The organism is Pseudoxanthomonas sp. G3, assembly GCF_057654715.1.
The window spans coordinates 1,474,575-1,494,031 of sequence record NZ_CM172805.1 but is presented as its reverse complement, the minus strand read 5'-3'; the positions used below and the strand labels follow the sequence as shown (position 1 = coordinate 1,494,031).

Annotated in this window: 21 protein-coding genes; 17 read left to right on the top strand and 4 right to left on the bottom strand. The window is 67.9% G+C overall.

What is annotated here, in order from left to right; genetic code table 11:
- Positions 1-41: 41 nt before the first annotated feature.
- The 4 genes from AC23D6_RS07080 to grxC all read right to left on the bottom strand — a co-directional run bounded on the left by AC23D6_RS07080 (position 42) and on the right by grxC (position 3,343).
- On the bottom strand, positions 42-1,367 hold the full coding sequence (locus AC23D6_RS07080) for a Na+/H+ antiporter NhaC family protein (protein ID WP_487752077.1): 1,326 nt from the start codon (positions 1,365-1,367) through the stop codon (positions 42-44).
- Between the two features lie 133 nt (positions 1,368-1,500).
- Positions 1,501-2,508 (bottom strand): isocitrate dehydrogenase, encoded by a 1,008-nt coding sequence (locus AC23D6_RS07075; RefSeq protein WP_487752076.1) that lies wholly within the window; start codon positions 2,506-2,508, stop codon positions 1,501-1,503.
- A gap of 152 nt (positions 2,509-2,660) precedes the next feature.
- On the bottom strand, positions 2,661-3,056 hold the full coding sequence (locus AC23D6_RS07070) for a carboxymuconolactone decarboxylase family protein (protein WP_487752075.1): 396 nt from the start codon (positions 3,054-3,056) through the stop codon (positions 2,661-2,663).
- Complete coding sequence (grxC, locus tag AC23D6_RS07065; RefSeq protein WP_487752074.1) at positions 3,053-3,343, bottom strand: glutaredoxin 3; 291 nt, start codon at positions 3,341-3,343, stop codon at positions 3,053-3,055. The genes AC23D6_RS07070 and grxC overlap by 4 nt, the downstream gene beginning before the upstream one ends.
- Before the next feature lie 187 nt (positions 3,344-3,530).
- Here grxC and AC23D6_RS07060 point away from each other — a divergent pair, with 187 nt between their 5' ends.
- The 17 genes from AC23D6_RS07060 (at position 3,531) to AC23D6_RS06980 (ending at position 19,454) form a co-directional block, all read left to right on the top strand.
- A complete protein-coding gene (locus AC23D6_RS07060; RefSeq protein ID WP_487752073.1) occupies positions 3,531-5,171 on the top strand; it encodes a M48 family metalloprotease in 1,641 nt (546 codons plus the stop codon).
- A 99-nt stretch (positions 5,172-5,270) separates the two neighbouring features.
- Positions 5,271-5,960 carry a phosphate regulon transcriptional regulator PhoB gene (phoB, locus tag AC23D6_RS07055; protein WP_185895703.1) on the top strand — a complete coding sequence of 230 codons (690 nt, stop codon included), beginning with the start codon at positions 5,271-5,273 and terminating at the stop codon, positions 5,958-5,960.
- A 57-nt stretch (positions 5,961-6,017) separates the two neighbouring features.
- Positions 6,018-7,355 carry a phosphate regulon sensor histidine kinase PhoR gene (phoR, locus tag AC23D6_RS07050; RefSeq protein ID WP_487752072.1) on the top strand — a complete coding sequence of 446 codons (1,338 nt, stop codon included), beginning with the start codon at positions 6,018-6,020 and terminating at the stop codon, positions 7,353-7,355.
- On the top strand, positions 7,352-9,439 hold the full coding sequence (ppk1, locus tag AC23D6_RS07045) for a polyphosphate kinase 1 (RefSeq protein WP_487752071.1): 2,088 nt from the start codon (positions 7,352-7,354) through the stop codon (positions 9,437-9,439). The genes phoR and ppk1 overlap by 4 nt, the downstream gene beginning before the upstream one ends.
- Before the next feature lie 36 nt (positions 9,440-9,475).
- Complete coding sequence (gene ppx / locus AC23D6_RS07040; RefSeq protein WP_487752070.1) at positions 9,476-11,005, top strand: exopolyphosphatase; 1,530 nt, start codon at positions 9,476-9,478, stop codon at positions 11,003-11,005.
- A 179-nt stretch (positions 11,006-11,184) separates the two neighbouring features.
- Positions 11,185-12,441 (top strand): sensor domain-containing phosphodiesterase, encoded by a 1,257-nt coding sequence (locus AC23D6_RS07035; RefSeq protein ID WP_487752069.1) that lies wholly within the window; start codon positions 11,185-11,187, stop codon positions 12,439-12,441.
- Between the two features lie 51 nt (positions 12,442-12,492).
- On the top strand, positions 12,493-13,461 hold the full coding sequence (locus AC23D6_RS07030; protein WP_487752068.1) for an aldo/keto reductase: 969 nt from the start codon (positions 12,493-12,495) through the stop codon (positions 13,459-13,461).
- A gap of 71 nt (positions 13,462-13,532) precedes the next feature.
- The gene (locus AC23D6_RS07025) at positions 13,533-14,027 is read left to right on the top strand and encodes a hypothetical protein (protein WP_487752067.1); all 495 of its coding nucleotides are present in this window, start codon (positions 13,533-13,535) and stop codon (positions 14,025-14,027) included.
- Between the two features lie 47 nt (positions 14,028-14,074).
- Positions 14,075-14,482: a DUF4259 domain-containing protein gene (locus AC23D6_RS07020; RefSeq protein WP_487752066.1), complete on the top strand. Its 408-nt coding sequence runs from the start codon at positions 14,075-14,077 to the stop codon at positions 14,480-14,482.
- 48 nt (positions 14,483-14,530) lie between these two features.
- Entirely contained in the window at positions 14,531-14,926 is a 396-nt protein-coding gene (locus AC23D6_RS07015) for a YbjQ family protein (RefSeq protein WP_487752065.1), read from the top strand.
- 5 nt (positions 14,927-14,931) lie between these two features.
- Positions 14,932-15,363, top strand: coding sequence for a hypothetical protein (locus tag AC23D6_RS07010; protein ID WP_487752064.1), 432 nt, complete (start codon positions 14,932-14,934; stop codon positions 15,361-15,363).
- Between the two features lie 711 nt (positions 15,364-16,074).
- The gene (locus AC23D6_RS07005; RefSeq protein WP_487752063.1) at positions 16,075-16,494 is read left to right on the top strand and encodes a hypothetical protein; all 420 of its coding nucleotides are present in this window, start codon (positions 16,075-16,077) and stop codon (positions 16,492-16,494) included.
- A gap of 31 nt (positions 16,495-16,525) precedes the next feature.
- On the top strand, positions 16,526-16,867 hold the full coding sequence (locus tag AC23D6_RS07000; RefSeq protein ID WP_487752062.1) for an MmcQ/YjbR family DNA-binding protein: 342 nt from the start codon (positions 16,526-16,528) through the stop codon (positions 16,865-16,867).
- Positions 16,868-16,892: 25 nt separating this feature from the next.
- The gene (locus AC23D6_RS06995; protein ID WP_487752061.1) at positions 16,893-17,309 is read left to right on the top strand and encodes a hypothetical protein; all 417 of its coding nucleotides are present in this window, start codon (positions 16,893-16,895) and stop codon (positions 17,307-17,309) included.
- A gap of 8 nt (positions 17,310-17,317) precedes the next feature.
- A complete protein-coding gene (locus tag AC23D6_RS06990) occupies positions 17,318-17,668 on the top strand; it encodes a hypothetical protein (RefSeq protein ID WP_487752060.1) in 351 nt (116 codons plus the stop codon).
- A 111-nt stretch (positions 17,669-17,779) separates the two neighbouring features.
- A complete protein-coding gene (locus AC23D6_RS06985) occupies positions 17,780-18,925 on the top strand; it encodes a glycosyltransferase family 4 protein (protein WP_487752059.1) in 1,146 nt (381 codons plus the stop codon).
- A complete protein-coding gene (locus AC23D6_RS06980; protein ID WP_487752058.1) occupies positions 18,903-19,454 on the top strand; it encodes a phosphatase PAP2 family protein in 552 nt (183 codons plus the stop codon). Before AC23D6_RS06985 ends, AC23D6_RS06980 begins: the two co-directional genes overlap by 23 nt.
- The last annotated feature ends 3 nt before the right edge of the window (positions 19,455-19,457 follow it).

Below are 19,457 nucleotides of genomic sequence, written 5' to 3'. Positions count from 1 at the left end.
GGCATGCAGAAAGAAAAAGGGCGCCCTCGGGCGCCCTTTTTTTATGCGCCGCCGACGGCGGCGGCCCTACCCCGGCGCGACGGCCAGACCATAAACAGTACGGTTACGCCAGCCAGCAGCCAGCAGTAGTGCACCTTGCCCATCAGCGCCAGCGGCGACAGGCTGGCCAGCGAGGCGGCCAACAGGATCTGCGCGCCGTAAGGCAGCAGGCTTTGCACGATGCAGACGAAGATATCGAGCACGCTGGCCGCGCGCGCGGGCGGGACGTCATGACGCTCGGCGATGTCGCGGGCCACGCCGCCGCTGATCAGGATGGCTACCGTATTGTTGGCGGTGAACACGTCCGTCAGCGAGGCCAGCGCGGCGATGCACCACTCGCCGGTGCGACGGCCGGTATTTCCGCGGGCGATGCGGGTGATCTGCCTCGCCAGCCAGTCCAGGCCCCCGCTCGCCTTCATCAGTGCGCCCAGACCGCCGATAAACAAGGCCAGCAGGGTGATTTCCACGACGCCCTCAAAACCGGCATAGATGTCGTCGGCGAAGTTGGGCAACGCGTAGTCAGTCGGTCCGAACCATAGGCCGAAGAGCCCCGCCACCACCAGCCCGATGGTCAGCACGACCAGCACGTCCAGCCCGGTGACGGCCAGGACCAAGACCAGCACGTAGGGCAGCACCAGCCAGGCGGAGGTCGGCTCGGCGGCCTCCACCGGCGAGGCGTCCCCCACAACGCCCAGCACCACGAGCGTCAGCAGGGCGGCGGGCAGCGCGATCTTCACGTTCTCGCGGAATTTCTCCCGCACCGTACAGCCCTGGGTGCGCGCCGCAGCGATCGCGGTATCCGAGATCACCGACAGGTTGTCGCCGAAGGTGGCGCCGCCCAGCACGGCGCCCACGACCAGCGCGCGGTCGATGCCGGCGGCATCGGACACGCCCAGCGCGATCGGCGTGACCGCCGCGATGGTGCCCATCGAGGTGCCTACCGCCAGCGAGAGGAAGCCCGCGACGAGGAACAGGCCCGGCAGGATCAGCGCCGGCGGCAACGCACCCACGCCCAACGCGACCACCGCGTCCACGGCCCCGATCTGCTTGGTGACCATGGCGAACGCGCCCGCCAGCAGGAAGATCAGGCACATCAGGATGATGTTGCTGTCGCCGATGCCCTGCAGCAGCGTGTCCATCGCCTTGATGCCGGCGCGATGCGCGATCCACAGGCCCAGCGCGATCGCTGGCAGGATCGCCACCGGCGCGTGAAGGCGGTAGAAGCCCATCGCATCGCCCTGTTCGGTGTAGTACAGCCCGGCACCGAAGAACAACGCGAGGAACAGCAGCAGCGGGGTCAGCGCCAGGGCGCTGGGACGGACGGACATGGCAGGGCCTTCTGCGTGGGGCCGCGGATTGTGCGTGCCGCCAGCGTAGCGTCCAACCCCATGGATGGGACATAGGCGAACAAAAACGGGACGCTGAGCGTCCCGTTCTCGTTCACCGCGTTGTCCGCAGGACTCAGACGCGGCTGGCGATCGCCTTGGCGAACGACATGGTGGTGCCCTCGCCGCCCAGGTCCGGGGTCAGCGAATCCTTGGCTTCCAGCGTGGCGATGATGGCCGCGCGCAGGCGCTCGGCCTTCTCCGGCTGGCCCAGGTGGTCCAGCATCTGGGCCGCGCCCAGCAGCAGTGCGCAGGGGTTGGCGACGCCCTTGCCGGCGATGTCCGGCGCCGAGCCGTGCACGGCCTCGAAGATCGCCGCGTCGACGCCGATGTTGGCGCCCGGCGCCAGACCCAGGCCGCCGACCAGACCGGCGCACAGGTCGGAGATGATGTCGCCGAACAGGTTGGTGGTGACGATGATGTCGAACTGCTCCGGACGCATCACCAGTTGCATGCAGGTGTTGTCCACGATCATCTCGTTGGTCTGGATGTCCGGATACTGCGCGGCCACTTCGCGGGCGACCTTCAGGAACAGGCCCGACGTCGTCTTCAGGATGTTGGCCTTGTGGACGATGGTGACCTTCTTGCGGCCGGTCTTGCGGGCCAGGTCATAGGCGTAGCGCACGATGCGCTCGGAACCCTTTCGGGTGATCTTCTGCGTCAGCAGCGCGGTCTCGCCGTCTTCGGAAATCGACTGGCCCTCACCGATGTACGCGCCTTCGGTGTTCTCGCGCACGGTGATCAGGTCCACGCCCGTCGGGAAGCGCGACTTGGTGTTCGGGAACGACTTCGCCGGGCGCACGTTCGCGTACAGGTCGAAATGGCGGCGCAGCGCCACGTTGATCGAGCTGAAGCCCTCGCCCACCGGCGTGGTCAGCGGGCTCTTCAGGGCTACGCCGTTCTTGCGGATGGAGTCCAGCGTGGCCTGCGGCAGCAGGTCGCCGTGCTTCTCCAGCGCGACCATGCCGGCATCGGCCTCTTCATAGGTCAGGCCGACCTTGAGGGCGTCGAGCACGTACAGGGTGGCGTCCATGATCTCCGGGCCAATACCGTCGCCGCGGATGACCGTAATCGTCTGGGTCATTGAATGGGGTTTCCGAACAGGGGCGCGCGTGCTGGCCGGAGCCGGAGCGGGCGCTATGGGGAAGGTCTGTGCCCGCCATTATGCCCGAGGGCCCCTCGGGGCCCCAAATCGACGATGGTCGGACACCCGGCGCACGGGCCGGGTGGAACGGCTCAACCGTGGTCGTGGGCCGCAGGGGCGGCAGCTTCGCCACCTTCCAGCTGGTCCAGGAAATCCACGGCACGGCGCAAGTGCGGAATGACGATCGAACCGCCCACCACCAGGCCCACCGAGAAGGTTTCGAAGAATTCCTCGCGGGTCACGCCGGCCTCCTTGCACTGGGCGACGTGGTAGCTGATGCAGTCGTCGCAGCGCAGGACCATCGAGGCGACCAGGCCCAGCAGCTCCTTGGTCTTCACGTCGAGCGCGCCTGCCTGGTAGGTCTGCGTGTCCAGGGCGAAGAAGCGGCGCACGACCTGGTTCGGTTCGTCCAGGATGCGCTTGTTCATGCGCTGCCGGAATTCGGTGAACGCCTTCACCCGATCCTGGCTGTCGTCGGCGGCGCTCATGCGGTCTCTCCCGCCAGCAGCGCGTCGAGCTTGCCCGCGCGGTGCAGCGCGATCATGTCGTCGTACCCGCCCACGTGGACGTCGCCGACGAAAATCTGCGGCACGCTGGTGCGCTTGGCCTTGGCGATCATCTTTTCGCGCTCGGCCGGGTCCAGGTCGATGCGCACTTCCGTCCAGGCCTGGCCCTTGCTCTTCAGGAAGTTCTTCGCGGCCACGCAGTACGGACAGATGGCCGTGCTGTAGAGGGTGATTTCCGGCGCGGTGGCGCCTTGCGGGGTGTCGCTCAAGGGAGTTCTCCGGAACGAAAAAGGACGTATGCGGTCCCAGCCAATATCGGGCCGACCGGGCCGGGTTCCAGCGGGCGACGTGGAACAGTGCGGACCGGTACTGGCCCGGTTAACCACGTATTCACTCGCCTGGATCGACGACCGGTCATCCTGATGACGGCGTCATTATCCGCCACGGAGCCTCCATTTGCGCCCATTGTTGCTCGCCACCGCCCTGACCCTCGCCCTCGCGGCCCCGCTGGCAGCTTCGCAGGACAGCCGCCTGCCGGACATCGGTTCCTCCGCCGGCGAGCTGCTCACCCCGGCGCGTCAAGCCCAGTACGGCGGCATGATGCTGCGCGAGCTGCGCAACTACGGCTACCTACTGGAAGACCCGCTGGTCACCGACTGGCTGCAGAGCGTCGGCAACCGCTTGGGCGCCGACAGCGACAACCCGCAGCAGGCTTACACCTTTTTCATGATGCGCGACCGGCAGATCAACGCCTTCGCCACCCTGGGCGGCTACATCGGCATGAACGCCGGTCTGGTGCTGACCGCCGACCGCGAGGACGAAGTGGCCGCGGTGCTGTCCCACGAGATCGCGCATGTCACCCAGCAGCACGTGCTGCGCGGCGTCGAACGGGCGCAGCGGGACCAGGTGCCGATCCTGCTGGGCATGCTGGGCGCCATCGTGCTGGCGCAGGCCGCCGGCGGCAGCTCCAGCGGCGATGCGTCGCAGGCGGCCATCGCCTCCGCGATGGGCCTGATGCAGCAGCGGCAGATCGACTACACCCGCTCCAACGAATCCGAGGCCGACCGGGTCGGCATCCGCACGCTCTCGCGCGCGGGCTACGACATCGACGCGATGGCCGGCTTTTTCGCCAAGCTGCAGCAGGCCACCCGGGTGGCGCGCGGCAGCGGGCGTGAAGCGATTCCCGACTACCTGCAGACCCACCCCGTCACCACCACTCGCATCAGCGAAGCGCGCCAGCGTGCCGATCAGCTGCGCGGCGACCAGGTCACCACGGTCACCGCCGTGCCCGGGGGCGAACGCGTGGAACGCTTCGACCGCCGGGGCATCACGCTGCCGGAAACCCGCAGCGCGAATCCGTTGCTGCCGGTCCCGGTCACCCTGCCGTCGCTCGCCTTCGGCCAGGGCGACACCGGGGACTTCGACTGGGCCCGCGAACGCCTGCGCGCGCTGAGCGCCGACACCCCGTCGGCCGCCGTGCGCGAGTACGAGACCCTGCGTCGCCAGACCGGCAAGCCCCTGGGCGGGCCGCAGCGCTACGGCCTGGCCATCGCCCACCTGCAGGGCGGCGACGTGCGCACGGCGCTGGCCGAACTGCGCCGGCTGGAGAACGACTACCCGGACAGCCTGTGGGTTTCCCTGACCCTGGGCGAAGCCGAATCCCGGACCGGCGACACCGCCGCGGCGAACCGGCGCTTCGACGCCCTGGTCCAGCGCATGCCGCAAAACCGCCCCGTGGCCCTGACCTACGCCAAGGTGCTGAACGAACAGGGCGGTGCCGAGGCCGGCCGCCGCGCCCAGGCCGTGTTGCGCCCGCTGATGGCGCGGGCAGGCGACGACCCGGTCTTCCAGCAACAATTTGCCCGCGCCAACGAACTGGCCGGCGACACCGCCCGGGCGGGCGAGGCCTATGCCGAAGCCGCCTACCTCAACGGGCGCCCCGAACAGGCCCTGATCCAGTTGCAGAATCTCAAGAAGCAAAGCGACCTGGACTATTACGCCCGGGCGCGGGTCGATGCCCGGATCGCTGCAATTACCCCCGAGGTGCTCGAACTGCGCCGTCAGGGCATCCGGGACCCCGACGTGGAGCGTCGCTGACCCCTCCGGATGGGCCGTGTGACAGCCCCGTGGCCCGTCATGTAATCGTCATAAAATTGTCGTCTACTGGCGCAGCCCCCCCACGCCACCGGACGCCGCGTGCAGAAGCACATCCTGATCGTCGACGACGAACCCGCCATCCGCGACATGGTGGCGTTCGCCCTGCGCAAGGGCGAGTACGAGCCCATCCATGCCGGCGACGCCCGCGAGGCCCAGAATGCCATCGCCGACCGTGTCCCCGACTTGATCCTGCTGGACTGGATGCTGCCCGGCACCAGCGGCCTGGAGCTGGCCCGGCGCTGGCGCAAGGACGCCATGACCCGCGATGTGCCGATCATCATGCTGACCGCCCGCGGCGAGGAGAACGATCGCGTGGGCGGGCTTGAGGCCGGCGTGGATGACTACGTCGTCAAGCCGTTCTCGGCGCGGGAACTGCTGGCCCGCATCCGTGCCGTGATGCGCCGCTCCCGCGACGACGACGAGGATGGCAGCGTGGCCGTAGGCAGCCTGCGCATCGACGGTGCCGCGCACCGGGTGTTCGCCGGCGACACGCCGGTACCGATCGGCCCGACCGAATACCGCCTGCTCCATTTCTTCATGACCCACCCCGAACGCGTCTACTCGCGCACGCAGCTGCTGGACCACGTCTGGGGCGGCAGCGTCTATGTGGAGGAGCGCACCGTGGATGTCCACATCCGGCGCCTGCGCAAGACGCTGGAACCGCACGGCCTGGAAAACATGGTGCAGACGGTGCGCGGCTCGGGCTACCGCTTCTCGGCGGCGATGTAGGCGATCGACGGCCCGCGCCGCGCGTCGCTGTCATACATATCTGCCTACAATCGATCCATGCCCCACCACATCCGTTCCGCGTGGTTCAAGACGCTCGGCCAGCTGGCCGGCATCCTGGCGCTGGCCGTGGTCGTCGGCCTGCTGCTGGGCCAAGTATGGCCGGTGGTCACCCTGGCCGCGCTGGGCGTGGTGGCCTGGCATTACTGGCGACTGCGCAAGGTGCTGCTCCGGCTGACCGCGCGGCAACGGCTTGAACCGGCCCAGGGCCAGGGCGTGTGGAACGAACTCGACCGCCTGCTGTTCCGCGGCCAGGCCGAGATGCGCACCCGCAAGCGCCGGCTGCTCGACATGCTGCGCGCCTACCGCGCCGCGGCCGCGGCCCTGCCCGACGCCGTCGTCGTGGTCGAGCGCAACAGCCAGCGCGTGCAGTGGTTCAACAAGGCCGCCGGCAGCCTGCTCGGCCTGCAGTACCCGGCGGATATCGGCGCGCCGGTCGGCGACCGCCTGCAACCCCTGCCGATGTCGCACTGGCTGGCCGCCGGCCGCAACGCCGAGCCGATGCTCGATGCCGCCTCGCCGGTGGACCCGGACCTGCGCCTCAACCTGCGCCTGATCCCCTATTCCGACCAGTACTGGCTGCTGGTCGCGCGCGACGTCAGCAAGATGCTGCGCCTGGAGCAGATGCGCCGCGATTTCGTCGCCAACGTGTCGCACGAACTGCGTACTCCGTTGACCGTCGTGCACGGCTACCTCGACATGCTGGAGCCAACCGAGTACCCGGACTGGGCGCCGATGCTCAGCGAAATGCAGAAGCAGTCCCAGCGCATGACCCAGCTGGTCGAAGACCTGCTGACGCTCTCGCGCCTGGAAGCGCAGGAGAGCCTGCCCGACGAGAACGTCGCGATGGCGCCGATGCTCGCCACGCTGCGCCGCGAAGCCGAAGCACTGAGCCAGCGCCGGCACACCATCGTCGTGCAGGACGACGCCGGCGTGGACCTGGCCGGCTCCAACAAGGAACTGCACAGCGCGTTTTCCAACCTGGTCAGCAACGCGGTGCGCTACACCCCGGTCGGCGGCACCATCACGGTCCGCTTCGCACGCGAAGGCGAGGGCGCCGTGCTCAGCGTGCGCGACACCGGCTACGGCATCCCGTCCTCGCACCTGCCCCGCATCACCGAGCGCTTCTATCGCGTGTCGACCAGCCGCTCGCGCGAAAGCGGCGGCACGGGCCTTGGCCTGTCCATCGTCAAGCACGTGCTCAACCTGCACCAGGCCCGGCTCGAGATCGAAAGCGAAGTCGGCCACGGCAGCACATTCTCCGTGCACTTCGGCGCCGATCGCGTGGAACCGCGCCTCGACGCCCCCACCCCCGCCCTGACGGACCAGACCGCATGAACGCCGCCCTCGACACGACGCCCGCCGCCCCGACCGGTGAAGACGTGCTGCGCGATCCCGCGCTCTACCTCAATCGCGAACTGTCGCAACTGGACTTCAACTTCCGCGTGCTGGCGCAGGCGCAGGACCCGTCGGTGCCGCTGCTGGAGCGCCTGCGCTTCCTGTGCATCTCCTGCACCAATCTGGACGAGTTCTTCGAGATCCGCGCCGCCACCGTCCGCCACGCGCAGGACTTCGGCCTGCCACCCGGCGCCGACGGCATGAGCCCGGCCACCGTGCTCAACAAGATCCACGACCGCGCCGCCGAACTGGTCGACGCGCAATACAAGTGCTGGAACCAAGTCCTGCGCCCCAGCCTGGCCGAAGCGGGCGTGCGCGTGTTCGGCCGCGACAGCTGGAACGCGCGGCAGACGCGCTGGCTGCGCGCCTACTTCCGCAACGAGATCATGCCGGTGCTGTCGCCGCTGGGCCTGGACCCGGCGCATCCGTTTCCGAAGATCCTCAACAAGTCGTTGAACATCGTCGTCGTGCTGAAGGGCAAGGATGCGTTCGGCCGCGCCGGCCACCTGGCCATCGTGCGCGCGCCGCGCTCGCTGCCGCGGATCATCCATCTGCCGCAGCGCGTGTCCGGCGGCGAGCACGATTTCGTCCTGCTGTCCTCGGTGCTGTCGGTGTTCGTCGACGAGTTGTTCCCGGGCATGGAGGTCAAGGGCTCCTACCAGTTCCGCGTGACCCGCAACTCCGAGGTCGTGGTTGACGAGGAGGAAGTGGAGAACCTCGCGCTGGCGCTGCGCGACGAGTTGGTCGGCCGTGGCTACCGCCCCGCCGTGCGGCTGGAGATCGCGCACGACTGCCCCAAGCCCATCGTGCGCACGCTGCTGCAGAACTTCGCCCTGCCCGACAACGCGGTCTACCCGATCAACGGGCCGGTTAATCTCAATCGCGTCATCCAGGTCTACGACCTGGTGCAGCGCCCGGAGCTGAAATACCCCGCCTTCACCCCGCGCACCTTGCGCGACAGCGATGCGATCTTCGAAAAGGTGGCCGACGGCGATGTGCTGCTGCACCACCCCTTCGACTCGTTCGCCTCGGTGCACGAACTGATCAAGCAGGCGGCCGTCGATCCCGAGGTGCTGGCGATCAAGCAGACCCTGTACCGCACCGGCAAGGATTCGGCCATCGTCGATGCACTGGTCCAGGCCGCGCGCAACGGCAAGGACGTCACCGTGGTGGTCGAGCTGCGCGCGCGCTTCGACGAGGACGCCAACCTCGGCGTCGCCGACCGCCTGCAGGAAGCCGGCGCGCAGGTCGTGTACGGCGTGGTGGGCTACAAGACCCACGCCAAGATGCTGCTCATCGTCCGCCGCGAGGGGCGCAAGCTGCGCCGCTACGTGCACCTGGGCACCGGCAACTACCACAGCGGCACGGCGCGCGCGTACACCGACATCGGCCTGATCACGGCCGACCCGGACGTCGGCAACGACGTGCACCTGCTGTTCCAGCAGCTGTCCGGCCTGGCGCCGACCACCAAGCTCAAGCGCCTGTTGCAATCGCCCTTCACCCTGCACCCCGGCCTGATCAAGAAGATCGAACGCGAGGCCAAGCTGGCCAGGGCCGGCAAGCCCGCGCGCATCATCGCCAAGATCAACGCGATCAACGAGCCGCGCATCATCCGCGCGCTCTACGCCGCCTCGCAGGCCGGCGTGCAGATCGACCTGATCGTGCGTGGTGCCTGCGCGCTGCGCCCTGGCGTGCCCGGGATTTCCGACAACATCCGCGTGCGCTCCATCGTCGGGCGCTTCCTGGAACACAGCCGCATCTACTGGTTCGGCAACGACGGTTCGGCGGAACTGTACTGCGCCTCCGCCGACTGGCTGGAACGCAATCTGCTGCACCGCGTGGAGACCTGCTTCCCCCTGCTCGACAAGGACATCGCCGCGCGCGTGTTCAAGGACGGGCTGCAGAACTACCTGGACGACAACTGCAACGCCTGGGAACTGCAGGCCGATGGCAGCTACCTGAAGTTGACCCCCGGCGACGACGCGCCGCACTCGGCGCAGGGCACACTGTTGGCGAAAGTGTAAGAAGCCAGCGGCGCCGCCACCGGCTAAACTGCGCGCATGGTGCCCTTCTCATCCCCCACCTCCCCGCCGTTGCAGGACGGGGACATGCTGGCCGCCATCGACCTGGGTTCGAACAGCTTCCACATGGTGGTCGCGCGTTCCGTCCTGGGCCAGTTGCGCGTCGTGGACCGCCTGCGCGAGACCGTGCGCATGGCCGATGGCCTCGACGGCAAGGGCGGCCTCTCCGCCGCCGCCCGCCAACGCGCACTCGACTGCCTCTCGCGCTTCGGCCAGCGCATCCGCGACATCCCGTCCACGCGCGTGCGCGCGCTGGCCACCAACACGGTGCGCCAGCTGCGCGAGCCGCTCGATTTCCTGGTCCCGGCCGAAGCCGCGCTGGGCAAGCCGATCGAAGTGGTCTCGGGCCGCGAAGAGGCGCGCCTGATCTATCTGGGCGTCGCCCATGCGCAGCCGCCCAAGCCCAACCAGCGACGGCTGGTGATCGACATCGGCGGCGGCTCGACCGAGTTCATCATCGGCCGCGGCTTCGAGACGCTGGAACGCGAAAGCCTGCAGGCCGGCTGCATCGCCAGCACGCGCCGTTTCTTCCCCGGCGGCAAGCTCTCGCGCAAGCGCTGGAAGGAAGCGCTCACCGAGATCGGCGCCGAGTTCCAGCAGTTCGCCGGCCTTTACCGCAGCCTGGGCTGGCAGGAAGCCATCGGCTCCTCCGGCACCAACAAGGCCATCGGCGAGATCTGCGCGGCGATGAAGCTCACCAAGGGCGCCGTAACCGCCGAGGCGCTGCCGCAGGTACGCGACAAGTTGCTGCAGGCTGACCGCATCGAGGACATCGACCTGCCCGGGCTGTCCAACGACCGCCGGCCGATCATCGCCGGTGGCGTGCTGGTGCTGGAGGCCGCGTTCGAAGCGCTGGGCCTGCAGCGCCTGATGGTCAGCAAGGCGGCGATGCGCGAAGGCATCCTGTTCGACATGCTCGGCCGCGGCGGCGACAACGACCCACGCGACCTGTCCACCGCCGCGCTGATGCAGCGCTACGGCATTGACGAGTTCCAGGCCGCGCGCGTGGAAGCCACCGCGATGCGCCTGTTCGAACAGGTCGAACAGAGCTGGGGCCTGGACGACGACGATGCACGCATGCTCGGCTGGGCCGCGCGCCTGCACGAGATCGGCCTGGTCATCGCGCACAGCCAGTATCACGTGCACGGTGCCTACCTGCTGGAGCACTCGGACATCGCTGGTTTCTCCCGACAGGAACAGCAGGTGCTCTCGGCGCTCGTGCGCACGCATCGCCGCAACGTCCCAAAGAACGCCTTCGACGCCCTGCCCGACCGCCTGCTGCTGAGCGCCAAGCGCAAGGCCGCGCTGCTACGGCTGGCCGTCCTGCTGCACCGCTCGCACGACAACGAAGCGATCCCCCGGCTGGACCTGACCGCCCAGGGCGAGCGCCTGGACCTGGTGGTCAGCAAGAAATGGATCGATGCCCGCCCGCTGCTGCGCTCGGACCTGCTGGGCGAGCCCGAGGACATGCAGGGCCTGGGCGTGGCGTTCAAGCCGTTCGTGGCCTGAGTCGGGCCGGCCCTCCACCTCCACTTCTGTGACTTGAAGGTACACTCGGGGCTGCCGAGAGGTCTGCGGCGTGGCCCGTCGCCCGTTGCTCCCACGCCATCCTCCCCGTCCGCCCCTGCGGCGGGAGCAGGCCCGACGGCTGTTGTACTTCGTCGTATGCCTGTCTTCAGGAGGAAGCCGTGATCGATCGAAGAACCCATGAGGACCTGCTGTCCGACGCCTGGCTCGAAGGCGGTCCCGGTGCCGCCGCGATCGGCCGCAACGTGGATCGCATGCTGGATGCGGTGCGCCGCCACCTCGACATGGACGTGGCGTTCGTCTCCGAGTTCAACGGCCGCGACCGCATCTTCCGCCACGTGGCGAGCCGGCTGGACCCGGCCCCGATCCGTCCCGGCGATTCCAGCCCGCTCGAAGAGGGCTACTGCATGCGGGTGGTCGAAGGGCAGATTCCGCAGCTGATCCCCGATACGGCGGCCGTGCCGCTGCTCGCCCATATTCCCGAAACCGCGTTGCTGCCCATCGGCGCCCACCTCAGCGTGCCCATCCAGCTGCGCGATGGCCGTGTGTACGGCACCTTCTGCTGCTTCAGCCTGGCCTCTAATCTGTCGCTCGGCCAGCGCGACCTGCAGATGATGCGCGCCTTCGCCGACCTGCTGGCGTACCAGATCGACGGCGACCTGGACGCCGTGCACGCTCATGAAGAGAAAGTGGCGCGCGTTACCGCCGTACTGGAGCTCGGCCAACCCCACGTGGTGTACCAGCCGATCTTCCGCAGCAGCGAGCGTCGCATCGTCGGCGTGGAATGCCTCTCGCGCTTCAAGCTGGAACCGCAGCGCACGCCGGACGTGTGGTTCGCCGAAGCGCGCGAGATCGGCCTGGGCGTGCGTCTGGAGCTCAATGCCATCCTCTCGGCGCTGGATGGCCTGCGCGGCCTTCCGGGCGATTTCTACGTGGCCCTCAACGTGTCGCCACAGACGATCATCAGCGGGGGCATCGACGGTTACATCGACGATCTCGACCCGCACCGGGTCGTGCTGGAAATCACCGAGCACTCGCTGGTGGACGACTACGGCCTGCTCAACAAGCACCTTGCGCCCTTGCGCGAGGCCGGCGTGCGCGTGGCCGTCGATGACGCCGGCGCGGGCTACGCCAGCATGCGCCACGTGCTGGCGATCCACCCGGACATCATCAAACTGGACCTCAGCCTGACCCGCGACATCGATACCGACTCGCCACGCCGCGCCCTGGCCGCCGCCCTCATCGAGTTCGCGCGCCAGACCCAGTCGCACGTCGTCGCCGAAGGGGTGGAGACCGCCACGGAACTCGCGGCGTTGCAGGCGCTGGGCGTGGACGACGTGCAGGGTTACCACCTGGCACGGCCGCTGGAAGTGGAGATGCTGGCGCAGATGCTGGCCGCCGAACGAACGCGCAACTGATCCGGCGCGACGCTCTGGCATGATGCCGTTCCCGTCCTCCCTGCTTCCTCCATGAAGACCTATCCCCTCGCCGATGGCTTGGCCACGTCTCGCATCGGCTACGGCTGCATGCACCTGAGCCGTGCCTGGGATGCCTCGCCGGTCACTGCGGACGAGCGCCGCAACGCGCAACGGCTGGTGGAAACCGCGCTGGCCCACGGCATCACCCTGTTCGACCATGCGGACATCTATGCGCGCGGCAAGTCCGAGCGGGTGTTCGGCGATGTGCTGCGGGGCTCGCCAAGCCTGCGCGCGCGGATGGTCCTGCAATCGAAGTGCGGCATCCGTTTCGCCGATGATCCGCCGGGCACCCCGCAGCGCTACGACTTCAGCCATGACCACCTCGTGGCGTCGGTCGATGGCAGTCTGGCGCGGCTGGGCGTGGAGTATCTGGATGTCCTGCTGCTGCACCGCCCCGATGCGCTGGTAGAGCCGGAAGAAGTCGCGCGGGCCTTCGATGCCTTGCACGCCAGCGGCAAGGTGCGGCACTTCGGCGTCAGCAATCACACGCCCTGCCAGATCGAGCTGCTGCGCCGCCATGTGCGACAGCCGCTGGTGGCCAACCAGGTGGAAATCAGCCTGTTGCACCTGCCGCTGATCGACGAAGGCGTGGTCGCGAACACCACTGGACATGCCTATGCCTCCGCCGCTGGCACGCTGGACTATTGCCGTCTGCACGACATCTGCGTGCAGGCCTGGTCGCCCCTGGCCAGCGGCAAGCTCGCCAGCACGTCCGAGTTCTCCGACCCGGTGATCCGCGAGACCGCGACCCTGCTTCGCCAACTGGCCGATGCGAAGGGCGTAGCACCCGAAGCGATCCAACTCGCCTGGCTGCTGCGTCATCCCGCGGGCATCCAACCCATCGTCGGCACCACCGACGCCGTCCGTCTGGTGGCCTGCGCCGCAGCGGACGACGTGCCGCTGTCGCGCGAGGAGTGGTATGCGTTGTTTACGGCGGCGCGGGGCGGACGGGTGCCGTAACGGGATGCCTTACGCGTGTCATGCCTAGTGTCCGATCGGATACTGATCTCATTGAATGGAGAATCATCTTGATGCGACTCACCAACGGATGGATGTCACTGATCCTCATTATGCTGCTGGCGTTGTCTCCTGCCACGGCTTTGGCCGGGCTTCCGTTCGAGGCAACGCTGGAGGAAATGGCGGTAGGTGCCGACCATATCTTCGTCGGCCGCGTCACCGGCGTTGACATGATCGATGGCGAGGGGAAGCAGATCACCAACCCCAAGGCACGAACCGGACCCGGATTGCGAAACCAGATCAGGCTTCGGATCACCGTTGACGAAGTCCTGCTGACAAACGCCTCCCACGTACCATCGCACGTGTATGTGCCATTGGCCTCCCACCTCCATTATTCGTTGGGTCAGATCCAGGGCGCGCATGCCACTCCCTCCGAACCGCGCCTAATCCTGTTGCAAGGCCCACGCTTCGAAGGCATCAAGCCGGGGGTCTTCATGCGTCCGCTTGAGGAACGACAGGAGGCCCTCCGCCTGCGCGACGCGGCGCGCTTGCACTCCCTGGCCCCGTAGACTTCTCTCCTGTTAGCCAAACCGCGCCTTTCGAACAAGGGGAATGCATGGGCACCTGGGGTATCGGCTCGTTCGAGAACGACGACGCGGCGGATTTCATGATCGACGCACTCGAGAGCGGCGACCTGTCGCTGCTCGGTGAGGTGTTCGACAACGTGCTGACGTCGACCGAGTATGTAGAAGCGTCCGATGCGACCGTGGCCATTGCCGCGGCGGAGATCGTGGCGGCTGCGCTCGGGCGCCCCACGCCTGCCGCGCAGCAGGAAGAAGGGTTGACGGAGTGGCTTGCCCGCATCCGCCCCACCCTCGATGCCGACCTCGCCACCCGGGCGCGGACGGCGCTGACCCGCATCCTGGCCGACAACTCCGAACTTCGGGAACTGTGGGAAGAGACCGACGAGTTCCAGGACTGGCAGGCCGTCGTCACCGAACTCCTTAGCCACCTCGACCCCTGACCCACCGCGTAGCAACCTTCTCCGCACGACGCCTCTTCTGGACGCCCGATGACCGATCCCTACAATTCGTCCTCCGCCTACGCGCCTTCGCCTGCCACCGGCACGCACCTCAGCGACGCCATGGTGACCACCGCCATGGACCTGCCCGGCTACCGCATCCGCCGCAACCTCGGCATGGTGCGCGGCATCACCGTGCGCTCCCGTTCGATCGTGGGCAACTTCCTGGGAGGCTTGCAGTCGCTGTTCGGCGGCAACATCACCATCTATACCGAGCTGTGCGAACAGGCCCGCGACGAAACCTACCGCGACATGCTGCAGCACGCCCGGCAACTGGGCGCCAATGCGATCGTCGCCGTGCGCTACGACGCCACCGACGTGATGGCCGGCCTTACCGAGGTGCTGTGTTATGGCACGGCAGTGGTGGTCGAACCGCAGGATTTCTAGACCCGATGAAGCCGTCGAAAAACAAACGCCCCTGGCTGCGCCGGCTCGTGCTGCTCGCCCTGGTGCTGGCGGTGTATCCCGCCTTCGTGCTGACGTATACCTGGTCCCACGTCCTGCAGAGCCCGCTGCCCGGCGGCCGGCACGGTCCGCTGGATGCCTACCGGCACACGCTCGCCAGTGCGGTCGTGGCCTATACGCTGGACGCGCGTGCCATCAATCTGGTCAACGGCGTGATGGAACGGCGCGGCAAGCGCGCCAATGCCATGGACATCCACAACAACCTCTTGGGCGCCGGCATCGGCTCTCGCGCCGCCCGCTTCTCGGACATCGAACCGGCCGTGGCGCGCAGCGTGGCGGCCGGCCAGGTCGATGCCGCATCGCCCGACCAGACCACCTGGTTGCCGCAGGACGACTGGAAGGAAGGGTTCGCCTGGTAGCGCGGTCCGCATCGAGCGCCATGGGACTCGTTGTAGATACGGGAGAGTGTCGGCACCGACCGGGCGTCACATACGCGCAAGGCATGCGGGCCATGCGCGTCGCACCCGGGCACATCGCGTCCGACGCGCGTCGCATCCCTCTATAGGCGTCGAGAACGGGAAACCCCGCGCCCCACATGGGGCGCCGGATAGCGCGTCAATGGGATGTCATGGCCTCCCGCTCCCGACGCGGATCCGGCGATCTTCATCCTCACCTGCGATCGGACCTCAGACCCCCACTGTCGGGTCGCGCCACACACGTCACGGCATGGCACGCCATGGAACGGGTATTGAAGGACCACACCTATTGGTCTCTTCGTGGATACCGAATGGCCTCATTCGCGTCCTTTCCGGCATCGCGCGCGTTGCTTGGCCGTATCGGCTGCCATGGGCGAAGTACTGGCCGGCGATGCTCCGGATCATGGCTGTCGATACCGGTGCATGTCTCGCTTGATACCTATTGGTATCAATGGACACACATGGCACGTCACCGTCCATATGCGGCCGTGTGGCGCGCCTTATGCGAGCGTATGGGCGGCCATGCGAAGTGGTATCAAAGCCCATGCGACGGCATAGGTCCCGAGACACGTATAGGCTCGGCTATAGTCGCCCACAGTCACGGCCGGCCCCACGCCGACGGGCAGTCCCTCGCGTTCCTTGCCGGAGGTTGTCATGAAGCGTGTGTTCCGTTTGATCCTGGCCGTCATCGCCGGGCTGTTCGTCGGCAGCCTCGTCAACATGGCGCTGGTCATGCTCAGCGGCCATGTGATCCCGCCCCCTGCTGGCGTGGACACCACCACCCCCGAAGGCCTGAAAGCAGCGATGCCGCTGTTCGCGCCGAAGCACTTCCTGTTCCCGTTCCTGGCCCATGCGATCGGCACGCTCGTCGGCGCGTTCGTCGCCACGCTGGCGACACCCGGGCGGACCCGCGGCCCGGCCTGGGTGGTGGGCGCCCTGTTCCTGACCGGCGGCATCGCCGCGGTTGCGATGCTGCCCTCGCCGCTGTGGTTCGCCGTGGTCGACCTGGTGCTCGGCTACCTGCCGATGGCGTGGCTGGGGCATCGGTTGGCACGGGGCACGCGGCCCGCATGAAGGCACGCGGTCCAACCGCGGGGCACTTCAGATGAAACTGGACGACGTCCGCACGCATGCGCTGTCGCTGGAAGCGGTGACCGAGGCGCCGCACCACACGTATTCTTCGTTCCGTGTGCGCGACAAGATCTTCGTGACCGTCCCGCCGGAGGAAACACACGTACATGTGTTTCTCGGCGAGGAAGACCGCGAGCAGGCCTTGGCGATGTATCCCGCGTTCGTCGAGAAGCTGTTCTGGGGCAGCAAGGTGCTGGGCCTGCGGATCGCGTTGGCGAAGGCCACACCCAGCGTCGTCAGGGCGCTGGTGACCAAGGCCTACAAGGCCCGCGTGCGCAAGGATGCGGGACCGCCCCGCACGCGCCGGACGCGCTGACACCGAAGGGCTGTACGATCGCGCCATGGAAACGCTCATCCTTATCGGCGCACTGGCCGCCCTCGCTACGCTCGGGTGGCGGATGTATCAGCATTACCTGCGCAGGTATCGCATCTGGACCCTGGGCCACCGCTATGCGCTGCCGGTCGGGGAGACGCACACCTTCAGCTTCTCCGCGCGGTTCCTCGAGCATGCGATGGCCATCGACTGCCGCGCACGCGTGAACTATCCGGGCCTGGCCGGCAAGATCGAGGGCAGCAAGAACAACGAATTCTGGGTGGTCACCTGGGAGATCTCCATGCCGGCGAGGCGGAAGGCCTTCGACGACATCCTGCATCGGCTGCACACGTCGATCGACGAGGTTGGTTCGAACACGAACACGATCATCTGCACGTCCAGCCTGCCGGGCAGTGGCACCGGCTTCGTTCTTTACACGACGTGACCTCGGTGATGGCGCACACCCACGAAGCGCAGCTGCTGTCCTACTTCTCCAGACCCACGGACCTGGCCGACGGCCTGCGTGCGTGGCCCGCGTTTCGTGGCGGGACCGGCTACGCGGTGGATCTGTGTGAGGGAGCGGACTGGGTACGTGTGCGCAAGTTGGTCGATGAGGACGAGGACACGGCTTACGTGGTGCTCATCGGTGGTGGCGATGCCGGGCTCTTCGAGCGCGTGCTGCAGGCGGTGGCCCATGCGCTTTCGCATGACAGCGACTATGTCGGCGTCAAGCGCGCCTTGTCCCCACACGTGAGGACCCGCTGGTTGGCGCATCTGCTTGCCGACGAGACCCCCGCCACCTGAACGGTCCCCGCGCCCAGAACGGGCCCAGCGCACACCGTCATCCCACGGTCACCGATCCGACACATCCGCTACATCTCTCGCCCCCAGCATGCGCAAAACGTGGAGCTGCGCATGCGCTTTGCCATCGTCACCGAGACGTACCCGCCGGAAGTCAACGGCGTCGCCCTCACCGTGCAGGGGCTGGAAACCGGCCTGCGCCAGCGGGGGCACGCGGTGTCGCTGGTGCGCCCGCGGCAGACGACCGAGACCGTGGCGCCGGACGATACGCTGCTGGTACGCGGCGCCCGCCTGCCGCGCTACCCCGGCCTGAAATTCGGTCTTCCGGCCACCCGGCGCCTGCTGGCGCAGTGGAAAAATTCCCCGCCGGACGCGATCTACGTGGCCACGGAAGGCCCCTTGGGGTGGTCGGCCGTGCGCGCCGCGCGCCGCCTGGGCATCCCGGTGGCCACCGGCTTCCACACACGCTTCGACGAATACATGCGCGACTATGGCGCGCGCTTCCTCGAACACACCGCGCTGCGCTGGATGCGCCGTTTCCACAATGGCGCGCAGGCCACGCTGGTGCCCACGCGCGAGCTGGCCGATTTCCTGCAGGCGCAGGGCTTTCAGCACGTCGTGCGGCTGGCGCGTGCCGTCGACGCACAGCACTTCAGCCCGGCACGCCGCGACGACACGCTGCGCGCGCAATGGGGTCTGCAGCCGGACGATGTGGCGGTGATCTACGTGGGTCGGATCGCGGCGGAGAAGAACCTGGACCTGTCGATCCGGGCCTTCGAGGCCATCCGGCAACAGCACCCGACCGCGAAGTTCGTCTGGGTGGGCGACGGCCCGCTCCGCGAACCGGTGGCGCAGGCGCATCCGGACTTCATCTTCTGCGGTATCCAGCGCGGCGAAGCGCTGGCGCGCCACTTCGCCAGCGGCGACTTGTTCCTGTTCTCCAGCCACAGCGAAACCTTCGGTAACGTCACCCTGGAAGCGATGGCCAGCGGCGTGCCGACGGTGGCCTTCAACTACGGCGCCGCGCGCGAGCATCTGATCGATGGCGTGCACGGCGCGGCGGTGGACGACGACGAGGCGTTCCTGGCCTCCGCCCTGCGCCTGGCGGCGGACCCGTCGCGGCGCCGTGCGATGGGCGCCGCGGCCGCCACGGCGATGCGCGCCCTGCGCCCCGAACAGGTCGCCGCCGATTTCGATGCCCTGCTGACCGATCTCGCCCTGACCCGGAGAAGCCACCATGCGTCCGCTGTTGCCGCGTAATGCCTTCATGGGCCGGGACACCGGCTGGTGCCTGCGCGCCAATCGCTGGGGCGAGTGGACCGGCGTGCGCCGTTTCTTCGCCGTCGTCAGCCGCCTGGGCGACGGCGTGTTCTGGTACGTGCTGATGGCCGCGCTGATCGTCGCCGACGGCCTGGACGGCCTGGCGGCCTCCGCCCACCTGGCCGGGACGGGCGTGATCGCGCTGACGCTGTACAAGCTGCTCAAGCGCTGGACGCGGCGTCCGCGCCCGTTCGCCTCCGACGTGCGCATCCGTGCGTGGATCGCACCGCTGGACGAATTCAGCTTCCCGTCCGGGCACACGCTGCACGCGGTCGCGTTCACGCTGGTCGCGCTGGCGCACTACCCCGTGCTGGCGCCGCTGCTGATCCCGTTCGCCGGCTGCGTGGCGGCCTCGCGCGTGGTGCTCGGCCTGCATTACCCCAGCGATGTGCTGGCGGCGACCGTGATCGGGTCGGCGCTGGCCGGACTGTCGATCTGGCTGGTGCCCGGCGTCAGCCTGCTGGGCTGATCG

Bases quoted from the DNA above. Each gene is read 5' to 3' on its own strand.
- AC23D6_RS07080 (WP_487752077.1), bottom strand. From the start codon at position 1,367: ATGTCCGTCCGTCCCAGCGCCCTGGCGCTGACCCCGCTGCTGCTGTTC.
- AC23D6_RS07075 (WP_487752076.1), bottom strand. From the start codon at position 2,508: ATGACCCAGACGATTACGGTCATCCGCGGCGACGGTATTGGCCCGGAG.
- AC23D6_RS07070 (WP_487752075.1), bottom strand. From the start codon at position 3,056: ATGAGCGCCGCCGACGACAGCCAGGATCGGGTGAAGGCGTTCACCGAA.
- phoR (WP_487752072.1), top strand. From the start codon at position 6,018: ATGCCCCACCACATCCGTTCCGCGTGGTTCAAGACGCTCGGCCAGCTG.
- ppk1 (WP_487752071.1), top strand. From the start codon at position 7,352: ATGAACGCCGCCCTCGACACGACGCCCGCCGCCCCGACCGGTGAAGAC.
- ppx (WP_487752070.1), top strand. From the start codon at position 9,476: ATGGTGCCCTTCTCATCCCCCACCTCCCCGCCGTTGCAGGACGGGGAC.
- AC23D6_RS07030 (WP_487752068.1), top strand. From the start codon at position 12,493: ATGAAGACCTATCCCCTCGCCGATGGCTTGGCCACGTCTCGCATCGGC.
- AC23D6_RS07025 (WP_487752067.1), top strand. From the start codon at position 13,533: ATGCGACTCACCAACGGATGGATGTCACTGATCCTCATTATGCTGCTG.
- AC23D6_RS07020 (WP_487752066.1), top strand. From the start codon at position 14,075: ATGGGCACCTGGGGTATCGGCTCGTTCGAGAACGACGACGCGGCGGAT.
- AC23D6_RS07015 (WP_487752065.1), top strand. From the start codon at position 14,531: ATGACCGATCCCTACAATTCGTCCTCCGCCTACGCGCCTTCGCCTGCC.
- AC23D6_RS07010 (WP_487752064.1), top strand. From the start codon at position 14,932: ATGAAGCCGTCGAAAAACAAACGCCCCTGGCTGCGCCGGCTCGTGCTG.
- AC23D6_RS07005 (WP_487752063.1), top strand. From the start codon at position 16,075: ATGAAGCGTGTGTTCCGTTTGATCCTGGCCGTCATCGCCGGGCTGTTC.
- AC23D6_RS07000 (WP_487752062.1), top strand. From the start codon at position 16,526: ATGAAACTGGACGACGTCCGCACGCATGCGCTGTCGCTGGAAGCGGTG.
- AC23D6_RS06995 (WP_487752061.1), top strand. From the start codon at position 16,893: ATGGAAACGCTCATCCTTATCGGCGCACTGGCCGCCCTCGCTACGCTC.
- AC23D6_RS06990 (WP_487752060.1), top strand. From the start codon at position 17,318: ATGGCGCACACCCACGAAGCGCAGCTGCTGTCCTACTTCTCCAGACCC.
- AC23D6_RS06985 (WP_487752059.1), top strand. From the start codon at position 17,780: ATGCGCTTTGCCATCGTCACCGAGACGTACCCGCCGGAAGTCAACGGC.
- AC23D6_RS06980 (WP_487752058.1), top strand. From the start codon at position 18,903: ATGCGTCCGCTGTTGCCGCGTAATGCCTTCATGGGCCGGGACACCGGC.